Raw genomic sequence first — 18,413 nt, 5'->3', positions numbered from 1 at the left:
ATGGAAAGAATGTGCCACGTGTGTAAGACGATGCGGGAGCGGGGAGACCTACTGCGCATCGTGCGTACACCCGAGGGCGAGATAAAAGTGGACGAGAGCGGCAGAGCGCAGGGGAGAGGATGCTATATCTGCAAATCTCCCGAGTGTATACGAAAGGGGGTGAAAACCCGCTTCGTCAACCGCGCGTTCAAGTGCGCTTGCTCCGAGGAAGTGTATCGAGAGGTTTTGCAATATGCAAGCAAGTTCTAAATTGACGGCATACATAGGCTTCAGCATCAAAGCCCGCAAAATCGTCTACGGATACGACAACGTCGTATCGAGCAAACGCGTCCTTGCGGTGATGGCGCAAGATAATATCAACCGCACCGCCAAAAACGAACTGGAAGCCTTTTGCGCCGAGCGCAAAATCCCGCTCGATTGGTGTGACGAGGAAATCATGCAGGCCTGCGTGCATCGCGTGGGTTGCAAATGTATCGGATTGACGGACGCGTCCCTGGCGCGCGCCGCACACGAAGAATTAGCCCGTATGAGGAGAGAGTAACCGAATGAGTAACCAAAACCAAAACGATTTTACAAAGAATTTGACGGCATTGTTTGAATTGGACGACAAGAGTTTCAAAGGGCTCTTGGCGCAGGTAAAGGACGCCAAAAAGGCGGCCGACGCTTTGCTCCAACAAATACGCGCCAAGAAAGAGAGTATTATCGAAAAGCGTTTGGCCGACGCGGCCGAGATATTGCGCAAGCAGGAAGAACTTGCGCGGGAATTGGAGCGTGAGCAAGCCGAAGCCGAAGCGGCGAGGAAGGCCGAAGAAGAGGCCGAGAAAGCCGCGACCGAAGAAGCCGAAAAGGAAAAGGCCGCCGAGGAGAAGGCAGAGGAAGTCGTGCCCGCCGTCGCCGAGGAATCCGCGAAAGAGACGGAAACGGCAGAGGAAGCCCCCGTTATCCCCGAGGAAGCGGCGGAGGAAGTCAAGCCCCAAAAGGCCAAGGAAGAAAAGAAAGCGGAGGCGCAACCGCCCGAGCAGACCATCTTCATCCCCGCCAACTCGACCATCAAGACCAAAGAGCAGTTGGAAAAGGAGAGGCTGAGCAGTTACCGTGCGCAAAACGTGGTGGAGCCGCGCAAATTCGTGCCGCCCACGACGCAAAAGAAACCGCTGCAAAAGAGCGGACAAGGCGCACAGCAGAGCGGCAGATCGGATAGACCGCAACCGGCCGCGGGTACGACGTACGTGCCCCCGCAGAGCAACAATCCCAGAGCGCGCGGGCAGCAAAACCAACGCAAAAACAACAATATGCAGGACAGAGAGGGCGAAGACAAGCGCCGCAAAGCCCGCAGAGAGGGCGTGGAAGAGGTGTCCGAGGCCGAACTGCAAAGACGTTTCAAAAAGCGCACCAACAAGACGGTGGAAACGCGCGAAACGACCAAGATCGAGTACGCCGTGGTGTCGGTGGACCCCGTGCCCATCAAGACGTTGGCCGAGAAGATCGGTCGCCCCGCCAGCGAGATCGTCAAGAAACTGTTGATGCTCGGCGAATTCAAGACCATCAACGACAGCATCGACTTCGAGCAAGCGGAACTGTTGGCCATCGACTTCGGCGTGACCTTGGAACTCAAATTGGAAGAGACCTTGGAGGACAAACTCAACGCCTATATCGAGCAAACGCAGGTGGCGGACGAGTCGCAACTCGTGACCCGCGCGCCCGTCGTGACCATTATGGGTCACGTCGACCACGGTAAAACCAGCCTGTTGGACTACATTCGTCAAGCCAACGTGGCGTCGGGCGAAGCGGGCGGTATCACCCAGCACATCGGCGCCTATACCATTCGCCTGCACGGCAAGAAGATCACCTTCATCGACACCCCGGGCCACGAAGCCTTTACGACCATGCGTGCCCGCGGCGCTATGGTGACCGACATAGCCGTCATCGTGGTGGCGGCCGACGACTCCATCATGCCGCAGACCGTGGAGAGTATCAACCACGCCAAGGCGGCCAAAGTGCCCATCATCGTGGCCATCAACAAGATCGATAAGCCGGGCGCCAACGTCGACCGCGTCAAGACCGACTTGATGAAATACGACCTCGTGCCCGAAGAGTGGGGCGGCGAAGTGCCTTGTATCCCCGTGTCGGCCAAGACGGGCGAAGGCGTCAACACGCTGTTGGAGAATATCATTCTCGTGGCCGAAATCAACGACCTCAAGGCCAATCCCAAAGTGCCCGCCACGGGTACCATTTTGGAAGCGCGTCTCGACAAGAATATCGGCTCGGTGGCCACTATCCTGGTGCAAAACGGCACGCTGCACGTGTCCGACTTCGTGGTGGCGGGCGCCGTGACCGGCAAGATCAAGATGATGCTCGACGACAAGGGCAACAGCGTCAAGCAAGCCGGTCCCTCTATCCCCGTGTCCGTGCTGGGCTTCGACTCGGTGCCCAACGCGGGCGATCAATGCGTGGTGGTGGAGGAGAAATTCGCTCGTTCCATCGCCGAGGAGCGCAAGATCAAGGAGCGCGCCGAGCGCTTGAAACGCACCAATAACAACCTTGAAAATATCTTCAAAGAGATGACCGAGGGCAAGATGAAGGAACTCAACCTCATCATCAAAGCCGACGTGCAAGGTTCGGTGGAAGCACTGTCGCAGGAGTTGAAGAAGCTGACCAACGAAGAAGTGAAGGTGAGCATCATTCACTCGGGCGTGGGTGCCGTCAACGAGTCGGACGTCGTGTTGGCCGCCACTTCGTCGGCCATCATCATAGGCTTCAACGTGCGTCCCGACGCCAAAGCCAAATTGGCGGCGACGAGAGAGCAGGTCGAGATCCGCAACTACCGCATCATCTACGACGTCATCGACGATATCAACATGGCCCTCAAGGGTATGCTCGCGCCCAAGTTCCGCGAGAACCTCTTGGGACACGCCGAAGTGCGCAACGTTTTCCACATCAGTTCGGTGGGCACCATCGCCGGCTGCTACGTGACGGACGGCAAGATAGAGCGCAACGCGGGCGTGCGCTTGCTGCGTGACAACGTGGTCATTTACGAGGGCAAGTTGCAGAGCCTGCGCCGCGTGAAAGACGACGTGAAAGAGGTCATGCAGGGCTTCGAGTGCGGCGTCGGTCTGGAGCGCTACAACGATATCAAAGTGGGCGACGTGATCGAGTGCTACGTGATGGAGCAAATAGAGAATTGACAAGGATATGAATATAGATAGAGTTAATAGTGAATTGTGTCATCAAATCAGTCTGATCGTGCTGCACGAATTGAACGATCCCCGTGTGGACGGCAGTTTGCTCACGGTGATGGAAGTGCGCACGACGGCGGATTTGAAATATGCCAAAGTGTACGTGAGTTATATGGGCGACCCCGCCAAAGCCGAGGAAACCTTCGAGGGGCTCAACCATTGCGCGGGCTTTATCCGTCAACTGTTGAAGACGAGGGTGAAGATCCGCACCTTGCCCGCCTTGACCTTTATTCACGACACGTCCATCGCCTACGCCGCACACATGAGTAAAATCATCGACGAGGCCACGGCGACCATCAAAACCGAAGGAGAGGACGATGGAGAGAATTAAACGATTGGTAGACAAAGCCAAAACGGTGGCCGTTGTGTCGCACGTCAATCCCGACGGAGATACGGTCGGGAGCGCGTTGGCGCTCGTTGCCGTGTTGCGCCGCGTGGGGAAAGACGTGGTCAGCGTATGCGAACACGCATTGCCCGAAGATTTGTCAGCGTTGCCCAACGCTGACATTTTTGCGAAAGGCGACTTGGATCGCGTGTACGACTTGGCCTTTTGCGTGGACGTGGCCAGCCCCAATATGCTGGGGCAGGCGAGCCGCACGGTAAAAGCCGCCCGTCATACGGTGTGCATCGATCACCATCTCAATCACGATTTGATGACGGAAGTCGACTACGTGGTGGAGCGCGCCGCCAACACCGAAAATATGTACGATTTTTTGGCCGAATATTACCTGTCGTATATCGATAAAGAGGTGGCGGAATGTCTGTATACGGGGTTGGTGACCGATAGCGGCGGCTTCAGCTATTCGTCCGTGGACGAACACACGCATTACGTGGCGTCCAAGTTGCTGGCCTACGGCATCGACAACGAGCGGATATGCTACGAGCAGTTGCGCAAACAGAGTTTGAAGTTTATCCGCGCCCGTTCGGAAGCGTACGCAAAGGCATTATATGCCTTCGGCAATCGCGTGGCCGTCATCGTGTTTACACGCGAATTGATGGCGAAATACGGGGTGACCACGGCCGACCTGGTGGGGCCGTTGGTCGAGATAATGCGCGCGGAAGAAATCGTGTTGGCCGTGAGCATGGTGGAGATAGATAAGGAACGCTACAAGATAAGCGTCCGCAGCAAAAAACCCGTGTCTGCCGCTAACGTGTGCAATACCTTCGGCGGCGGCGGGCACTTCTGTGCGGCGGGCTGTCAGTTGAGCGGGTCCGAGGGCATCGTGATTGATATGCTGCTCGAGGCCATCGGCAAAGAACTTCCCGATTGACGGAGGGAACGGTGAACGGATTTTACAACGTGTACAAAACCCCTGATATGACTTCGTCGGACGTGGTCGTCAAGTTGCGCGGTATTTTGCGCACCAAGACGGGCGTGCGTTTTAAGGTGGGGCATCTGGGCACGTTGGACCCCGTGGCGGAGGGCGTTTTGCCCATCGCCGTGGGCAATGCCACCAAATTGTTCAATTATATGCTCGACAAGCGCAAGACCTACCGCGCCACGTTCGTGTGGGGCGAGGAGACCGATACGTTGGATAGAGCGGGGCGCGTGACGGCGACGGGCGAACGCGTCGAGGACGCAGAGCGCGTGCTGGCGGCCGCACGGTCACAGGTGGGCGTTATACGCCAAACGCCGCCCGCCTACAGCGCAAAGTCCGTTGGCGGCCGTCGCGCGTACGATTTGGCGCGGCAGGGCGTAGACGTGGACTTACCCCAAAGCGAAGTGACCGTTTGGTCGATAGACCCGGTAGCGCACAACGCTAGCGAGTTTACCTTCGATATCACTTGTTCGGCGGGGTGCTACGTTCGCTCGATTTGCCGCGATATGGCGAGGGCTATGGGCACGGTAGGCTATATGAAAAAGTTGGTGCGCACCCGTTCGGGTGAGTTCGGGATAGAGGGCGCCGTCGCCCTGTCGGATGTAGAAAAAGATTTGGCCAACGGGTTCGTGCCCCTTGCGGCGTTCGCGCGTGATCTCGCGGTGTACGACGTGCCCGAAACGTATCGCAAAAACGTAGAAAACGGGGTACCGTACCCCATCCATATCGACCAGCCATACGCGCGGATAGACCTCGGCGGCGTGCCTTACGCCATCGGGCACTCCCAAGATGACGTTTTGAAAGTAATATGCAGATTGTAGATATCGAACACGCGGATATTGCCAAAAAGACGGCGCTTGCCTTGGGCTATTTCGATACCTTCCACTTGGGGCATCAAATGTTGCTGTCCGCCGTTTCGGCGAGCGGCTACGTGCCTGCCATGTTTACGTTCGAAGGGGATTTATACGGCGCGTTGGGGCTGGAAACTTTGCCCATTTATACGTGGGAAAGCCGTATGCACTACGCCGAGAAATACGGCGTGCGATACGTGGTGAGTATGCGGGCGGACCGCGCCCATCTCGGGCTGTCGCCCAAGGCCTTCTTTGCCTTGCTGATGCGGGCGAATCCCGCGCTCATCGTGTGCGGAGAGGACTTCCGCTTCGGCAAAAACGCGGTGGCGGGCATCGAGGAGTTGCAGAGTTATTGCGCCGCGCACGGCGTGGCGTTTCGCGCTTTTCCCTTGCTCAAAGACCACGGCGGGCTGAAAATCGGCACGTTCGGCATTCGCAAAGCGCTCGAGGCGGGGGATATGCAAAAAGTTTCCGCATACCTCGGCCGCACCTATACCCTCGTCGGCACGGTGACGCACGGCAGAGCGGACGGCGCCAAGTTGGGATTTCCCACGGCCAACTTCCCTTTGAACCCCTATTGTCAAACGCCCGCTATGGGCGTGTACCTTGCGGGGGTGTATGTCATCGACCGATGGTATCTCGCCGTGTGCAATGTGGGTACGCACCCGACCTTGGGAGATATGAGCGTCAACGTGGAGTGCTATCTGTTGCACTATCAAGGGGACTTGTACGGGCAGGAGATAAAGGTGCGATTGCACGCAAGACTCAGGGATATACGGACGTTTGCCACCAAGGAAGAATTGGCGGCGCAGATAGAGAAAGATTGCCAAGAGGCGGAACGAATGATGGGAGGCGTATATGATTAAATTCGGCCCGAGCGGTACACCCGAAGATTTTACACAAAACCCCGCATATAAAGGCACGGTGGATATGCCCAAGTACGTAGAGGCGTTGGGGCTCGATTGCTTCGAGTACTCCTTCGGCAAGGGCGTGCGTATAGGCGAAGATACCGCCCGCGCCATAGGCGCGGCGTTTGCCGAAAAGAATATCGAAATCAGCGTGCACGCGCCGTATTTTATCAATTTCGCCAACCCCGAGCGGGAGAAAATAGAAAACAGTTTCGGCTACGTGACGGCCTCGTTGGAAGCCGCCCGATTGATGGGGGCAAAGCGTTGCGTGTTTCACCCCGGCTCCCCCCTCAAGCGCGACAGAGCCGAGGCGGTGGCCGATATGCAGAAGAACGTGGCCGAATTGGCGGAGATATTGCACCGGAGCGGATTGGACGACTTTTTGGTCTGTCCCGAGACGATGGGCAAGCAAAATCAACTCGGCTCGGTCGAGGAAGTGGCAGACCTTTGCCGCATCGACCGGATATTCGTGCCCTGCGTGGACTTCGGTCACGTCAATGCGCGCGAGGGCGGTTCGCTCAAGACCGTGGACGATTTCAAGCGCGTGGTGGACGCGTTCGGCCGAGCGCTCGATTGGGACCGCGTGAAGAATATGCACGTCCACTTCTCCAAGATCGAATACACCGACAAAGGGGAGAAGTGCCACCTGACGATGGCCGATACCGTGTACGGCCCCGAATTCGAGCCGTTGGCCGAGGTAATGGTGGAGTACGGTATGACGCCGTATATCGTCAGCGAATCGGCGGGCACGCAAGGCGCGGACGCCCGCTTGATGAAGGATATCTACCTCAAATGCCTCGGTACGCGGGCGAATTAGCGCGGAAAAGGCAGAAAAATCGCCGAAATCGAGCGAGAACGTGAAAAAAATCTTGCAAAATATTCAATTATAATTTATACTTAGAAATGTAGGAAAACGGCAACGAAGAGGTGGCTTATGTTAGGAAAAGTTTTACGCGATTTGGGCGTTGACGCGATACTCGTCAATTCGCCGACCAACACCTTCTACTTCGCGGGGTACAACAACCCCGAGTGCGTCTTGGTGATGTACGAGGACGCCGCCGTCTACTACACCGACGCGCGCTACACCGCCGAGGCCAAAGCGGTCATTCCCGTTGACTTCGATTTGAAAGACGTGCGTTGCACCGATTTCGACACCATCACCGCAGACATAGCGGCGCACGGCGTCAAGAAGTTGGGCGTCGAGATGGACTACTTGGTGGAGAGCGGCTTCCAAGCCGTCGCGGATCGCTTGCCCGCGGTCGCGTTCGTCAACTGTTCGGCGGCGTTGGCCGCTTGCCGCACGGTCAAGACGGACAAGGAGATGGATTGTATTCGCCGCGCCGCCAAGGCGAACGACGTCGCATTCGACAATCTCTTGGGGCAGGTCAAAGAGGGTATGACCGAGTTGGAAGTGGCCTACCTACTGCAATACGAGTATATCAAAGCGGGCGGCGAAGGCATAGCCTTCGACACGATATGCGTCTTCGGCGATCACACCGCTTTTCCGCACGGCCACCCAGGCCATCGCCGTTTGCAAAAAGGCGATATGGTCACGTTGGACTTCGGTACCAAGGTGGGCGGCTATTGCTCTGATATCACGCGCAACTTCTGTTTGGGCGACCCCGGCGAGGAATACAAGACCGTGTTCCATCACGTCCTCACCGCCAACAAGATGGGCATCGAGGCGGGATTTGCGGGCGTCAGCGCGCAATACTTGGACAAAGTGGCCCGCGACTACCTCGAGTCGGTCGGCTTGGGCAAATATTTTACGCATAGTTTGGGGCACGGCGTGGGTATCGACATCCACGAAACGCCCTTCCTGAATACGAAAACAAAGGATATCATCGCCAAGGGCATGACCTACACCATCGAGCCCGGCGTATATATCAACGGCAAGTTCGGCGTCCGCATAGAGGATCTGCTGTACATGGGCGACAGTCCCGAGTTGCTCAGCCGTTGCAACAAAAACTTGATAATATTATAGGAGGCATATTATGGGATTTATTTTAGCAGGTGATTTTAGAAAAGGCGTTACTTTCGAGTTGGACGGCAACGTGATGACCATCGTCGACTTCCAACACGTCAAACCCGGCAAGGGCGCGGCGTTCGTGCGTACCAAGATCAAGAACGTCATGACCGGCGCCGTGTTGGAGCGCACCTTCAACCCCACCGATAAATTCGAGACCGCGCTTATCGAGCGCAAAGACATGCAATACAGCTACACCGACGGGGAGTTCTATTACTTCATGGATCTGGAGACCTTCGACCTCATCCCCCTCAACTACGACATTTGCCAAGACGCGTTGAATTTCATCGTCGACCAAAGCAACGTGACCGTGTCTTTCTACAAAGGCAAAGCGTTCTTGGTGGAGCCCGAGACCTTCGTCGTGCTGCAAATCACCGTTTGCGAGCCCGCCGTGCGCGGCGATACCGCCACCAACGGCACCAAGCCCGCCACGTTGGAGACCGGCTACAAGATCCAGGTGCCTATGTTCGTCAACGAGGGCGACTACATTCGCGTGGACACGCGTGACGGCGCCTATATGGAGCGTGTGAAGAAATAAGCAATTTGCACTTGCCACGGGCGGCATCGCCTTCGGGCGTGCGTGGGCGCGCAAGCGCACCGAATATGCACTCGTCATAAATCCCGATATTTTTTTGCGCGCACGCCACGTTCGTTTCGGTCGTACCGAACGATAAGAACGTGGGAAAACAGCCAACCTACGCCACAACTTTGCGCGGGTTGGCTTGTATTTTATAAACAAATAGGGTATAATTAGGAAAACGATGCGAGGTCTACTATGAAACTGTTACTGTTGGATAGCAATAGTTTGGTCAATAGGGCGTACTACGCCATGCCGTCTTTGCGGACGGCGGACGGCGTGGCCACGGGCGGCGTGTACGGGTTTATGGCTATGCTCGCCAAGTTGTTGGACGAGGAGAAGCCCACGCATATCGCCTGCGCCTTCGACGTGCACGCTCCTACCTTCCGCCACAAATTGTACGCCGAGTACAAGGCGGGCAGGCGGCCTATGCCCGACGAATTGCGCGCGCAGATACCTCTCCTCAAAGAGTTGTTGACGGCGATGCGCCTCCATATCGTGGAGTTGGCGGGGTACGAAGCGGACGATGTGCTGGGCACTTTGTCCAAAGAGGCCGATATGCCCGTCGTCGTGGTGTCGGGCGACAAGGACGTTTTGCAGTTGGTGAGCGACAAAGTGACCGTATTGCACACCAAGAAGGGCATCACCGACGTGATCGCCTACACGCCCGAGCGGCTCAAAGAGGACGGATTGGAGCCTTGGCAGGTGCCCGAACTCAAAGGGTTGATGGGCGACAGTTCGGACAATATCAAGGGCGTGGCGGGCGTAGGCGAAAAGACAGCCAAGTCCCTCATCGAAGCGTACGGCAGTCTGGACGGCGTGTACGCGCATATCGACGAAATAAAGGGCAAGTTGCAAGAAAAATTGGCGGAAGGGAAGCAAGACGCCTATTTCTCGCGCGATTTGGCGACCATTTGCCGCGAGGTACCTTTGACGATTACGGTGGCCGACTGCAAAGTGAACGGCGTATTTCCTGCCGAAGCGCAGACCTTGATGCGCTCGTTGGAATTCAAAAAATTGACGGATAGATTTACTTTTGAAGATGGTGCGCCCGCCGTGGCGGACGTCACGTTCGACAGAGTGGAAATAGCGGACAAAGCGGCCCTAGAAGGGGCGTTGGCCCGGGCCAAAAACGCCGCGCGTTTCGCGTTGGTGCAAGTGGACGGCACGTGGCATTTCGCCACGGGCGACGGCAAAGAGTACGTCGTGAAAATAGGCGACGATATGTTCGCCGAATTGGATACCGAAACCGTGGCGCGCACGTTGGCCGAAGTCCTTGCGGACGACAAGGTGACCAAAGTGCTGTTCGACGGCAAGGCAACCTACTACCAATTCCGCGAGTATTGCGGCGCGTTCCCCACCGAGGACGTCAGCCTGGCCTCGTACGTGCTGGACGCCAACCGCGCCTTCGGCAAGTGCGAGGATTTGTTGGAATACTACGGATACACGGCCGAATGGGCGGCGTCGGCTTTGCTCGTCGTCTACGACGGCATTATGCAAAAACTTGCCGAGGCTTCCGTGGTGCACGTCTATCGGGATATCGAATTGCCTTTGATGCCCATATTGTACGATATGGAGTGCGCGGGCTTCAAGGTGGACGTGGACGTACTGAAGGCGTTGGGCGACAAATTCGGCGCCGAAATCAGCGAGATAAGCAAGGATATCTACCAATTCGCGGGGGAGGAGTTCAACCTCAACTCGCCCAAACAGTTGGCCGTGGTGCTATTTGACAAGCTGGGGCTTCCCACGGACAAAAAGCGTTCGACGGGCGCGGACAAGTTGGAGCACCTTTCTCTCTTGCACCCCATCGTGCCCTATATCCTAAGATATAGGAAGATAAGCAAATTGCAGTCCACCTACGTGTCGGGGCTGCTGCCCCTTTTGGACGCCAACCATCGCTTGCACACCGTGTTCAAGCAGGCGTTGACCGCGACGGGCAGGCTGTCTTCCACCGAGCCGAATTTGCAGAATATCCCCGTGCGCACCCCCGAGGGCAAGCAGATCCGCAAGGCGTTCGTGGCGTCGGATGGCAATCGACTGGTCGTGGCCGACTACTCACAGATAGAGTTGCGCCTGATGGCGCACTTCTCCGAGGACGCCAATATGCTGGAGGCCTACCGCGAGGGGCAGGATATCCACGCGGCCACCGCCGCCAAGGTGTACGGCGTGCCCATCGACGAGGTGACGCCCGAGATGCGCAGTTCGTGCAAGGCCGTCAATTTCGGCATCATCTACGGCATCAGCGACTACGGCCTCAGCGAGAATATCGGCGTGTCCGTCAAGGAAGCAAAGCAGTTTATCGAAAAGTATTTCGAGTTGTACCCCGGCGTGGCCAAATATATGCACGACGTGGTGGAAGTGGCCAAAAAACAGGGGTACGTCACCACCTTATCGGGGCGCAAGCGCTCCATTCCCGAGTTGACTTCCGCCGTGTACAACGTGCGTGCGTTCGGCGAAAGAGTGGCCATGAACACGCCCTTGCAGGGTACGGCCAGCGACGTCATCAAGATCGCCATGATCAAGGTGTTCCGTCGGTTGCAAGCCGAGGGGTTGCGGGCCAAAATGATATTGCAGGTGCACGACGAATTGGTGATCGATACGCCCGAGGCCGAGGTAGACCGCGTGCGCGCCATTCTCAAAGAGGAGATGGAATCGGTGTACGACTTGAAGGTGCCTTTGGTCGCGTCGGTCGGCGTGGGCGATAATTGGGTGGAAGCGAAATGAGATATAGAGTGGGTATATACGGCGGTATGGGGTGCGGCAAGTCCACCGTGCTGCGGCACCTCGCCGAAGCGGGCGCCAACGTGTTGGACGCGGACAAGATCAACGCGCAGTTGCCCCAAGACGCCGCTTATCTCGAGGCGGTGGCGGCGGTGTGTCCCGAGGCCGTTCGAGAGGGGCGGTTGGACAAAGCCGCTCTGCGGCGGTGGGTGCTTGCAAGCGACGAGAATCGCCTTGCGTTGAACGCCATCGCGCACCCGAGGATAGCCCAAATCATAGAACGGCGTGCGGAAAGTGGTCTATGGTTCGTCGAAATATCCGTGTACGTGCCCGATTTCGTCCGAATGGACGAGAGTTGGCACGTAGTGTGCGCCCCCGACGAGCAGTTGAAGCGCGTTTTGGCGCGCGGAGGCTGGACGGAAGAGGAGGCCAAGCGAATGATGGCGGCGCAAACCCAAGGGGGGCTTGCCCCCGCGGACGCCGTGATCGTGGCGAACGACGGCACGACGGCAGACCTATTGCGTCAAGTGGACGAGCGTTATGCCGCATTGCGCCGAGAGTACGGCGCGTAAAGCCCGTTAAGCGAGAGAATAAGCGTCTTCGGCTGTGGTCGAGGGCGCTTTTCGTTAATATTGGGGGCGGCTACCATCATACTATTAGCATGACAGTACGGTTTTGGGTGATCGCGGTGGCTTGCGTGGCGGTGTGCGCGGTGGCGGTCGCCGTTTGTGTTTGTTGCGTGCCGCCTTTGTATATGCGTAGCGTTCGGCGATACGAGCCGCTCTTTCGCGAAGTCGCCCAAGCGGAAGGGGTGAACGCCTCTACGCTGTTGGCGGTGGCCAACGCCGAGAGCGGATTCGATCCCGAGGCCCGATCCAAAGCGGGGGCGAAAGGCATCGCGCAGTTGATGCCCGCCACGGCCGAATGGGTGGCGAAAAGGGCGGGGTTAGCATACGACGAGGCCCTGCTGTACGATGCGGAGTACAATTTGACCGTCGCCGCCAAATACCTCGCGTATCTCGGCGGCAAGTTCGAGGGCGAATGGGTATTCGCCGCCTACAACGCGGGCGAAAACGCGGTGCGCGCGTGGCTTGCGGAAGGGATAAGCATAGAGGATATTCCCTACCGCGAGACGAGGGAGTACGTGCGGAAGGTGACTTTGCTCGAGAAACGCTATCGGCGCATATTGGGCGGATAAAAGCGAGAGAAATAGGGCGATACGGGGCTATTCGTGTTGACACGGCCCTTTTCAATCGGGTATAATAATAATTACTTACGGAAAACAAGCGCGCCAACGCGTGGGGAGGAATACTTTGAAAGAGAAGATTTTTCAAGCCATCGAGAGAGAGGAAAACAGACAAAAGAACTTCGTCGAATTGATCGCAAGCGAGAACTTCGTGTCGCAGGACGTCTTGCGGGCGGCGGGTTCGGTTCTCACCAACAAGTACGCGGAGGGCTATCCCGAGCGGACGTCCGTCGAGGCGTTCCAAAAGGAGTTTCCCGATTACGTGCATACGGGTAGCACCGGCAGGTACTACGGCGGCTGTGAAAATATCGACTATATCGAGTTGTACGCTCGGTATATGTTCCAAAAGGCGTTCCGCACCGATTATCACGTCAATGTGCAACCGCATAGCGGTTCGCAGGCCAATATGGCCGCGTATATGGCCGTGCTCAATCCCGGCGACACCATTCTCTCTATGAGTCTGGACAACGGCGGTCACCTCACGCACGGCAGCGCGGTCAACTTCAGCGGCAAGACCTACAAGATGGTGTTCTACGGCGTCACCGACGAGGGCGTCATCGACTACGAGGATATGCGCGCCAAAGCGTTGGCGTGCAAGCCCAACCTCATCTTGGCGGGTGCGTCGGCTTACAGCCGCATCATCGACTTCGCCCGCTTCGCCGAGGTGGCCAAAGAGGTGGGCGCCTACTTCATGGTGGATATGGCGCATATCGCGGGTTTGGTGGTCGCGGGCGACCATCCCAGCCCCTTCGGCTTGGCCGACATAGTGACCACGACTACTCACAAGACCTTGCGCGGCACGCGTGGCGGCTTGGTGTTCTGCCGTCCCGAATTGGCGCGCAAAGTGGACTCCGCAGTCTTCCCCGGTATGCAGGGGGGCGGTTTGCAACACGTGGTGGCTGCCAAGGCCGTGACGGCGTGCGAAGCGTGCACAGAGGAATATCGCAACTACATTCACCAGGTCGTCAAAAACACGGCGGCCATGTGCGACGAGTTTCTCAAGATGGGCTACGACGTGGTGACGGGCGGCACGGACAATCACCTGTTCCTCATCGACTTGTCCAAGAAGTTCCCCTCGATTTCGGGGCGCATGGTGCAGGATGAATTGGACAAGCACGGCATCACCCTCAACAAGAATTGCATTCCCAACGAGAAGCGTTCGCCCCGCGAGGCGTCGGGCGTGCGCGTGGGTTTGGCGGCCATGACCACCAAAGGATGGAAAGAAGAGGAATGCCGCAAGTGCGCTCGTCGCATCGACGAAATTATCCGCGCGATGTAGCGAGCGAGTGAAGTTTTGCCTTTGGCAAAGCGAAGTTGCTTCGCGGTGAAGTTCAAGGCATAGCCTTGAGTGAAGTGCGCCTATGGCGAGTTACGGTGGTAGAGTGAATTGCCGCTAATTGCGGCGTGAATTGGCCTGCGGTCGTGAATTGATACCCTTTGGGTATCGTGAATTGCACGCTTCGGCGTGCGTTGCGGTGAGAATAGAAAGGGTTCTTTCTATGAGAGAAAGAACCCTTTTTCGTTGGCGTCGAACGTGGCGGCGTAACTACGTGCGCATGGTTCGTGAGGCTCATGGGGTGACGATTTGACCCGAGAAGAGTACCACGCCCTCACGATCGGTGACGAGGAAGCCGAATGGGCGATCCAACACGAAGTCGGCGCGTACGGTATCGAACATTCCCGCCGAAGCGTTCTTCATCGCAATAATGGTGACGGCCGCGCCTTCCACGCCTTTTTTGTCTACGTTAAGCACAACCTTGTGCTTGATGTCCGACACGGCGAGGGGTTGGTCGGTGAGGTCGGAGCCAAAGCCGTTGAACGCCGTGGGCAAATAGTGATTGTGTTCCAAAATATCTTTCAGGGGCGTATCGCTCTCCACGCGGAAAGAGGGGAAGATGCAACGGGTTTCGTAGTTGACGTCGCCTTTGCGGGCGCCGTAGTCGGTGGTGGCGTTGATTTGGGCGAGCGACTGCGCGCTCATCGCTTCGGCAAGGGTGCGCCCCTCTTTGGGCAGTATCAATTTGAAGCGGTAGCCCGCGTCGGTGGTGGTATAGAAATAGGTGGCAGAGTCCGTCTCTTGCACCGTGCCGCTCGTATATTTGCCGATGAGGAATTCGGTTTCTTTGTCCTCGGCGGGCGCGTGGAAGGTGCGCGTTTCCGTCGCCAAATCGCGGCTGTCGAAGTTCCACAGGTCTTTGAAATAAAGGGTGTTGACGATGGCGAGCAGGGTGTCCGCCGTGAGGCCGAAGTCTTGGTCGATAAGCCCCCTCGTCATTTGCTTGATGAAGGCGCGGATATCCTTGTTGGCCTGCTTGTTGTCGTCCGCGAAGGGGGTGCGGTAGGCGCGGCAATAGAGCGCCTCGGCGATGCGATCCAACGCTGTTTGGTTGGTCGTCAGCGCGTTGTCCAGCCAAATGGAGTTGTTGACGTCCACCTTGGTGACCAACGTGCCCTTGCCTACGCCCTCGTATCGCTCGTTGATGAGGCCCATAAAGAGGTCGCCCGTTTTGGCGATCTCCGCATCGCTCATACCGAAGAGCGCGCGAATATCCGCTTTGATGGCTTCGTCGCCCAAATTGTACAGAATGGCCGTCGCCATATAGACCGAGAGGGGAGAGAAGACGTAGTCGTCCTCCGCACCCTCGGCGCACAAGGCGTAGAGTTTGGCCGAGAAGTCGGAGAGTTTAGTACGGAACGCTTCGTCGGTCGAAGCGGTCGCGTCGCCCGAGGCGGCGTAGTTGACTTTGTTCAGGGCCGTGGTGGACGCGGACAGCCGCACGACGCCGGCCTCTGCGGGCGTGGTGCAGGCCACGGCGGCGCACAATAGGCTGCCAATGAGCGCGAGGGACAAGAGTATGCGGAAAAAGCGTTTCATTTCTATCTCCTTTGCCGTACGGTACGGCTACGAATAGATTGTACCACAGTCTTATCGTCAAATCAAGTCGAGATGGCGACGGGTATTCGACTATATAACGAAATAAAACGCCGTTTTACTCACCAAAAAATGAAAAAACGGCGTGCGAAATGAAAATATTGTCAGTCGTCCACGACCAGCACGTTTACCTTGCCCGATAGTGCCGTGCACGCGTCGATGGCGATGACGCCGTCAGCCCGATAGGGGGAGAAATCCGCTCCCGCTCCGAACTCTTCGGGCGCGCCGTCGAGGAAGTGCCCGTACGAGCAATGCCAATGCCCGCATATCACGGTCTTGTCGGGTACGAGTATGCCCGCCCGCGCTGCGTCAATGCCGTTGTACCAACGCGCCTTGTTCCACCTGTCGAGGGTGGCGTCGCGCCAGGCGGGGTCGTAGAGGAATTGTCCGTGCTGTCCTATGGAGGAGAGGTCGATCATGGGTATCCAACCGTGGACGAACACATAGTGTTCGGTCTCGTAGTAGTCGTGCATTTCGGGCATCACGATCCGCATGAACGGGGTTTGACGCATACGCGAGCGTATTTGATAGGGCTCTTCGATCATAGTGCCTACCGAACAGCGGCAGAGGTCGGCGACCGTCTGCACCGTGCGATTGCGATAGTGGTGGGTATAATGCAATCCCAATTCGGCATAGGCGGCGAGATCGTCCACCAAGTCCTCCAAAAGGTCTTCGTGGTTGCCGCGCACCAAAATGACTTCGTTTTTCATAAGGAGGTCGTAGACGAAGTCCTGCATTTTTACCGTCTCTTTGCCTCTGTCCAATAGGTCGCCCAACATCAGGAGTTTTTTCTCTCCAGCATAGTCAAAATAACCCGCTTGGGCGAGGGCTTCTATCATAGGGGTATAAAATCCGTGTACGTCGGCGACTACGTAGAATCTCATAACTATCTCCTTTGATACAGTTATAGGCGAAACGCGCAAAAAACGCAAGCATACGGTGTTGATTTCGGCGAAAAATAGTTGTATAATCTAAGAAGAGCGAACGATGTGCGTGAGCGTCGGATGAATTTGACAAGGAGTGACTATGGGTATTATCGAAAACGAGAAGTTGCAGGCGGGCGAGCGGGTGGTATTGACGCCCGAAAGAAGCAAAACGCCCTTGTTTTGGTCTTGGGTGGTCGGCGTGCTGTTTTGTTGGTTTTTCTTCATTCCGCTCATCAAGGCTATTCGGGACACCAAGCAGTTCGCGGCCACCGAGTACGTAGTGACCGACCGCCGCCTCGTCGTTAAATGCCTGTGGCCCAAAGACGCGTTCAAAGAGAAAGACCTCGCCACCGTCGAAAAGATTCTCGTCAAGAAGAATGCGTTTGGCTTCGGCACCCTGACCTTTGCGGGCAAGGGCGGCGAAAATATCTATTTCGTCAACGTCAAAAACCCCGAAGACGTCCAACGCGAGGTGGAAGCGCTATCTGGCAATCGTGCGTAAACTTTTTTGTTGACATTTTCCAAAACGCGGACTACACTTGGGTTAAGAGGGATTTGCGTTAATAGTTGCCAACCGGTCATGCAGTTGGGGATTAACTTGCGCGAGTCCTTTTTTTATGCTTTCGCACCGTCTTGCGAAAGGATATCCGTGATAGCAGGGCGAGTTCCTCGCTACGCTCGTAACCGTCCTGTCCCTCCCCAGTGGGGGCCTGCACCATCGTATTTTACGCTCATTGCATTCGTACAAGGATAACCGTGATAGCAGTACAAGCCTTTCGCTACGCTCAAGACTGTCCTGCCTTGCCCCAAGGGTTCCGTCACCACCAAGCAACCTTCCGTGCCTAAAGGCACTCGCTTTTTTATGCCCTCGCACCGTCTTGCGCAGAGCGCAGACCGTCGCGGGGCATAAAAAAAGCAACCTTCGGTTGCAAAGGTTGCTTGGTGGTGCCCCAAGGGTGATTATGCTTTAGGCTTTTTGGCGGAACGCGCTGTCAGTGTACTTGAAATGGGCAATACGTCATCGGAAAACTGTAGCATTTCGGTCGCACTTTATCAGCACTTCACTATCACTTTATTCTATAGGCATAGGTTGTTGCACGCACCATAAAAAAGCCCGATGCCGGGGGACAATTCCTCAACATCGGGTTTCAAGCGGTTCGTGTAGCGATATGGTTGTACTATGATTTGCTAGCATTTGCTAGTAAACGCAAGCACTTTAATCCACGGGCGTTTCGTCCTGCTTGGTGTTCTTTGCTACCTCTTTGGCTGCCAATTCTGCCAATCGTTTTTCTTCGCGTTTTCTGTCGTAGAACGCCGACACGGCTTTGAAGAAATACGGCTTGATTTCACCGTAAAACAGGTGCCTATCGTCAATCTCGAAATACACTTCACCGTCGTCTTCGTCGATATTGTTGGGTAGACAAAAGACGTTTTTGATTTGCTCTGCAACCGCGAGCGCGCATTCACGTTCCCACGGGCGGAACGAGATGATGCCATAACTCAAAGTGTCGTAGGTGTCTGCTGAATAACTGATATACATATCTAATCCTCCTTCCGAATGGTTTTCGGTACAGGCGCCCCCGAGCGCGTTGAGACGCCACAACAAAGGGGGAACTCCCAAGGGGACAAGAATTGCCCTTTGGCAGTGGTGGCTCAATGTGCTAGACTGTA

Annotated in this window: 18 protein-coding genes; 15 read left to right on the top strand and 3 right to left on the bottom strand. The window is 56.4% G+C overall.

The annotated features are described in order from the left end of the window. The 14 genes from II896_02695 (at position 1) to II896_02630 (ending at position 14,163) form a co-directional block, all read left to right on the top strand. Positions 1–249 carry a YlxR family protein gene (locus tag II896_02695; protein ID MBQ4443554.1) on the top strand — a complete coding sequence of 83 codons (249 nt, stop codon included), beginning with the start codon at positions 1–3 and terminating at the stop codon, positions 247–249. Continuing rightward, positions 233–541 carry a hypothetical protein gene (locus tag II896_02690; GenBank protein MBQ4443553.1) on the top strand — a complete coding sequence of 103 codons (309 nt, stop codon included), beginning with the start codon at positions 233–235 and terminating at the stop codon, positions 539–541. Before II896_02695 ends, II896_02690 begins: the two co-directional genes overlap by 17 nt. Positions 542–545: 4 nt before the next feature. Then, positions 546–3,185 carry a translation initiation factor IF-2 gene (gene infB, locus II896_02685; GenBank protein ID MBQ4443552.1) on the top strand — a complete coding sequence of 880 codons (2,640 nt, stop codon included), beginning with the start codon at positions 546–548 and terminating at the stop codon, positions 3,183–3,185. A gap of 7 nt (positions 3,186–3,192) precedes the next feature. After that, complete coding sequence (rbfA, locus tag II896_02680) at positions 3,193–3,567, top strand: 30S ribosome-binding factor RbfA (GenBank protein ID MBQ4443551.1); 375 nt, start codon at positions 3,193–3,195, stop codon at positions 3,565–3,567. Next, complete coding sequence (locus II896_02675; GenBank protein ID MBQ4443550.1) at positions 3,554–4,507, top strand: DHH family phosphoesterase; 954 nt, start codon at positions 3,554–3,556, stop codon at positions 4,505–4,507. The genes rbfA and II896_02675 overlap by 14 nt, the downstream gene beginning before the upstream one ends. Before the next feature lie 11 nt (positions 4,508–4,518). After that, positions 4,519–5,376, top strand: a complete 858-nt coding sequence (gene truB, locus II896_02670; protein ID MBQ4443549.1) for a tRNA pseudouridine(55) synthase TruB — start codon at positions 4,519–4,521, stop codon at positions 5,374–5,376. After that, complete coding sequence (locus tag II896_02665) at positions 5,364–6,272, top strand: hypothetical protein (protein MBQ4443548.1); 909 nt, start codon at positions 5,364–5,366, stop codon at positions 6,270–6,272. The genes truB and II896_02665 overlap by 13 nt, the downstream gene beginning before the upstream one ends. Beyond that, entirely contained in the window at positions 6,265–7,131 is an 867-nt protein-coding gene (locus tag II896_02660; GenBank protein MBQ4443547.1) for a TIM barrel protein, read from the top strand. The genes II896_02665 and II896_02660 overlap by 8 nt, the downstream gene beginning before the upstream one ends. A gap of 117 nt (positions 7,132–7,248) precedes the next feature. After that, positions 7,249–8,298, top strand: a complete 1,050-nt coding sequence (locus tag II896_02655) for an aminopeptidase P family protein (protein ID MBQ4443546.1) — start codon at positions 7,249–7,251, stop codon at positions 8,296–8,298. A gap of 10 nt (positions 8,299–8,308) precedes the next feature. Next, positions 8,309–8,878 (top strand): elongation factor P, encoded by a 570-nt coding sequence (gene efp / locus II896_02650; GenBank protein MBQ4443545.1) that lies wholly within the window; start codon positions 8,309–8,311, stop codon positions 8,876–8,878. A 237-nt stretch (positions 8,879–9,115) separates the two neighbouring features. Beyond that, positions 9,116–11,641, top strand: coding sequence for a DNA polymerase I (polA, locus tag II896_02645; protein ID MBQ4443544.1), 2,526 nt, complete (start codon positions 9,116–9,118; stop codon positions 11,639–11,641). Beyond that, the gene (gene coaE, locus II896_02640; protein MBQ4443543.1) at positions 11,638–12,210 is read left to right on the top strand and encodes a dephospho-CoA kinase; all 573 of its coding nucleotides are present in this window, start codon (positions 11,638–11,640) and stop codon (positions 12,208–12,210) included. Before polA ends, coaE begins: the two co-directional genes overlap by 4 nt. Positions 12,211–12,299: 89 nt before the next feature. After that, positions 12,300–12,836, top strand: coding sequence for a lytic transglycosylase domain-containing protein (locus tag II896_02635; protein ID MBQ4443542.1), 537 nt, complete (start codon positions 12,300–12,302; stop codon positions 12,834–12,836). Positions 12,837–12,897: 61 nt separating this feature from the next. After that, entirely contained in the window at positions 12,898–14,163 is a 1,266-nt protein-coding gene (locus II896_02630) for a serine hydroxymethyltransferase (GenBank protein ID MBQ4443541.1), read from the top strand. Positions 14,164–14,454: 291 nt separating this feature from the next. On the opposite strand, the gene II896_02625 is transcribed toward II896_02630, so the two are convergent. Both II896_02625 and II896_02620 read right to left on the bottom strand, forming a co-directional pair. Continuing rightward, entirely contained in the window at positions 14,455–15,759 is a 1,305-nt protein-coding gene (locus tag II896_02625; protein ID MBQ4443540.1) for a hypothetical protein, read from the bottom strand. A 161-nt stretch (positions 15,760–15,920) separates the two neighbouring features. Then, positions 15,921–16,700, bottom strand: a complete 780-nt coding sequence (locus II896_02620) for a metallophosphoesterase (GenBank protein ID MBQ4443539.1) — start codon at positions 16,698–16,700, stop codon at positions 15,921–15,923. 142 nt (positions 16,701–16,842) lie between these two features. Between II896_02620 and II896_02615 the strand changes: the two genes are divergently transcribed. Next, positions 16,843–17,244 (top strand): hypothetical protein, encoded by a 402-nt coding sequence (locus tag II896_02615; GenBank protein MBQ4443538.1) that lies wholly within the window; start codon positions 16,843–16,845, stop codon positions 17,242–17,244. Between the two features lie 714 nt (positions 17,245–17,958). Here the strand turns inward: II896_02615 and II896_02610 are convergent. Then, complete coding sequence (locus II896_02610; protein MBQ4443537.1) at positions 17,959–18,282, bottom strand: hypothetical protein; 324 nt, start codon at positions 18,280–18,282, stop codon at positions 17,959–17,961. Positions 18,283–18,413 lie beyond the last annotated feature (131 nt).

It is taken from the genome of Clostridia bacterium (assembly GCA_017394805.1).
GTDB lineage: Bacteria > Bacillota > Clostridia > Christensenellales > CAG-1252 > RUG14300.
Note: the sequence above shows the minus strand (reverse complement) of the source record. Positions and strands in the feature narration are given on the sequence as shown.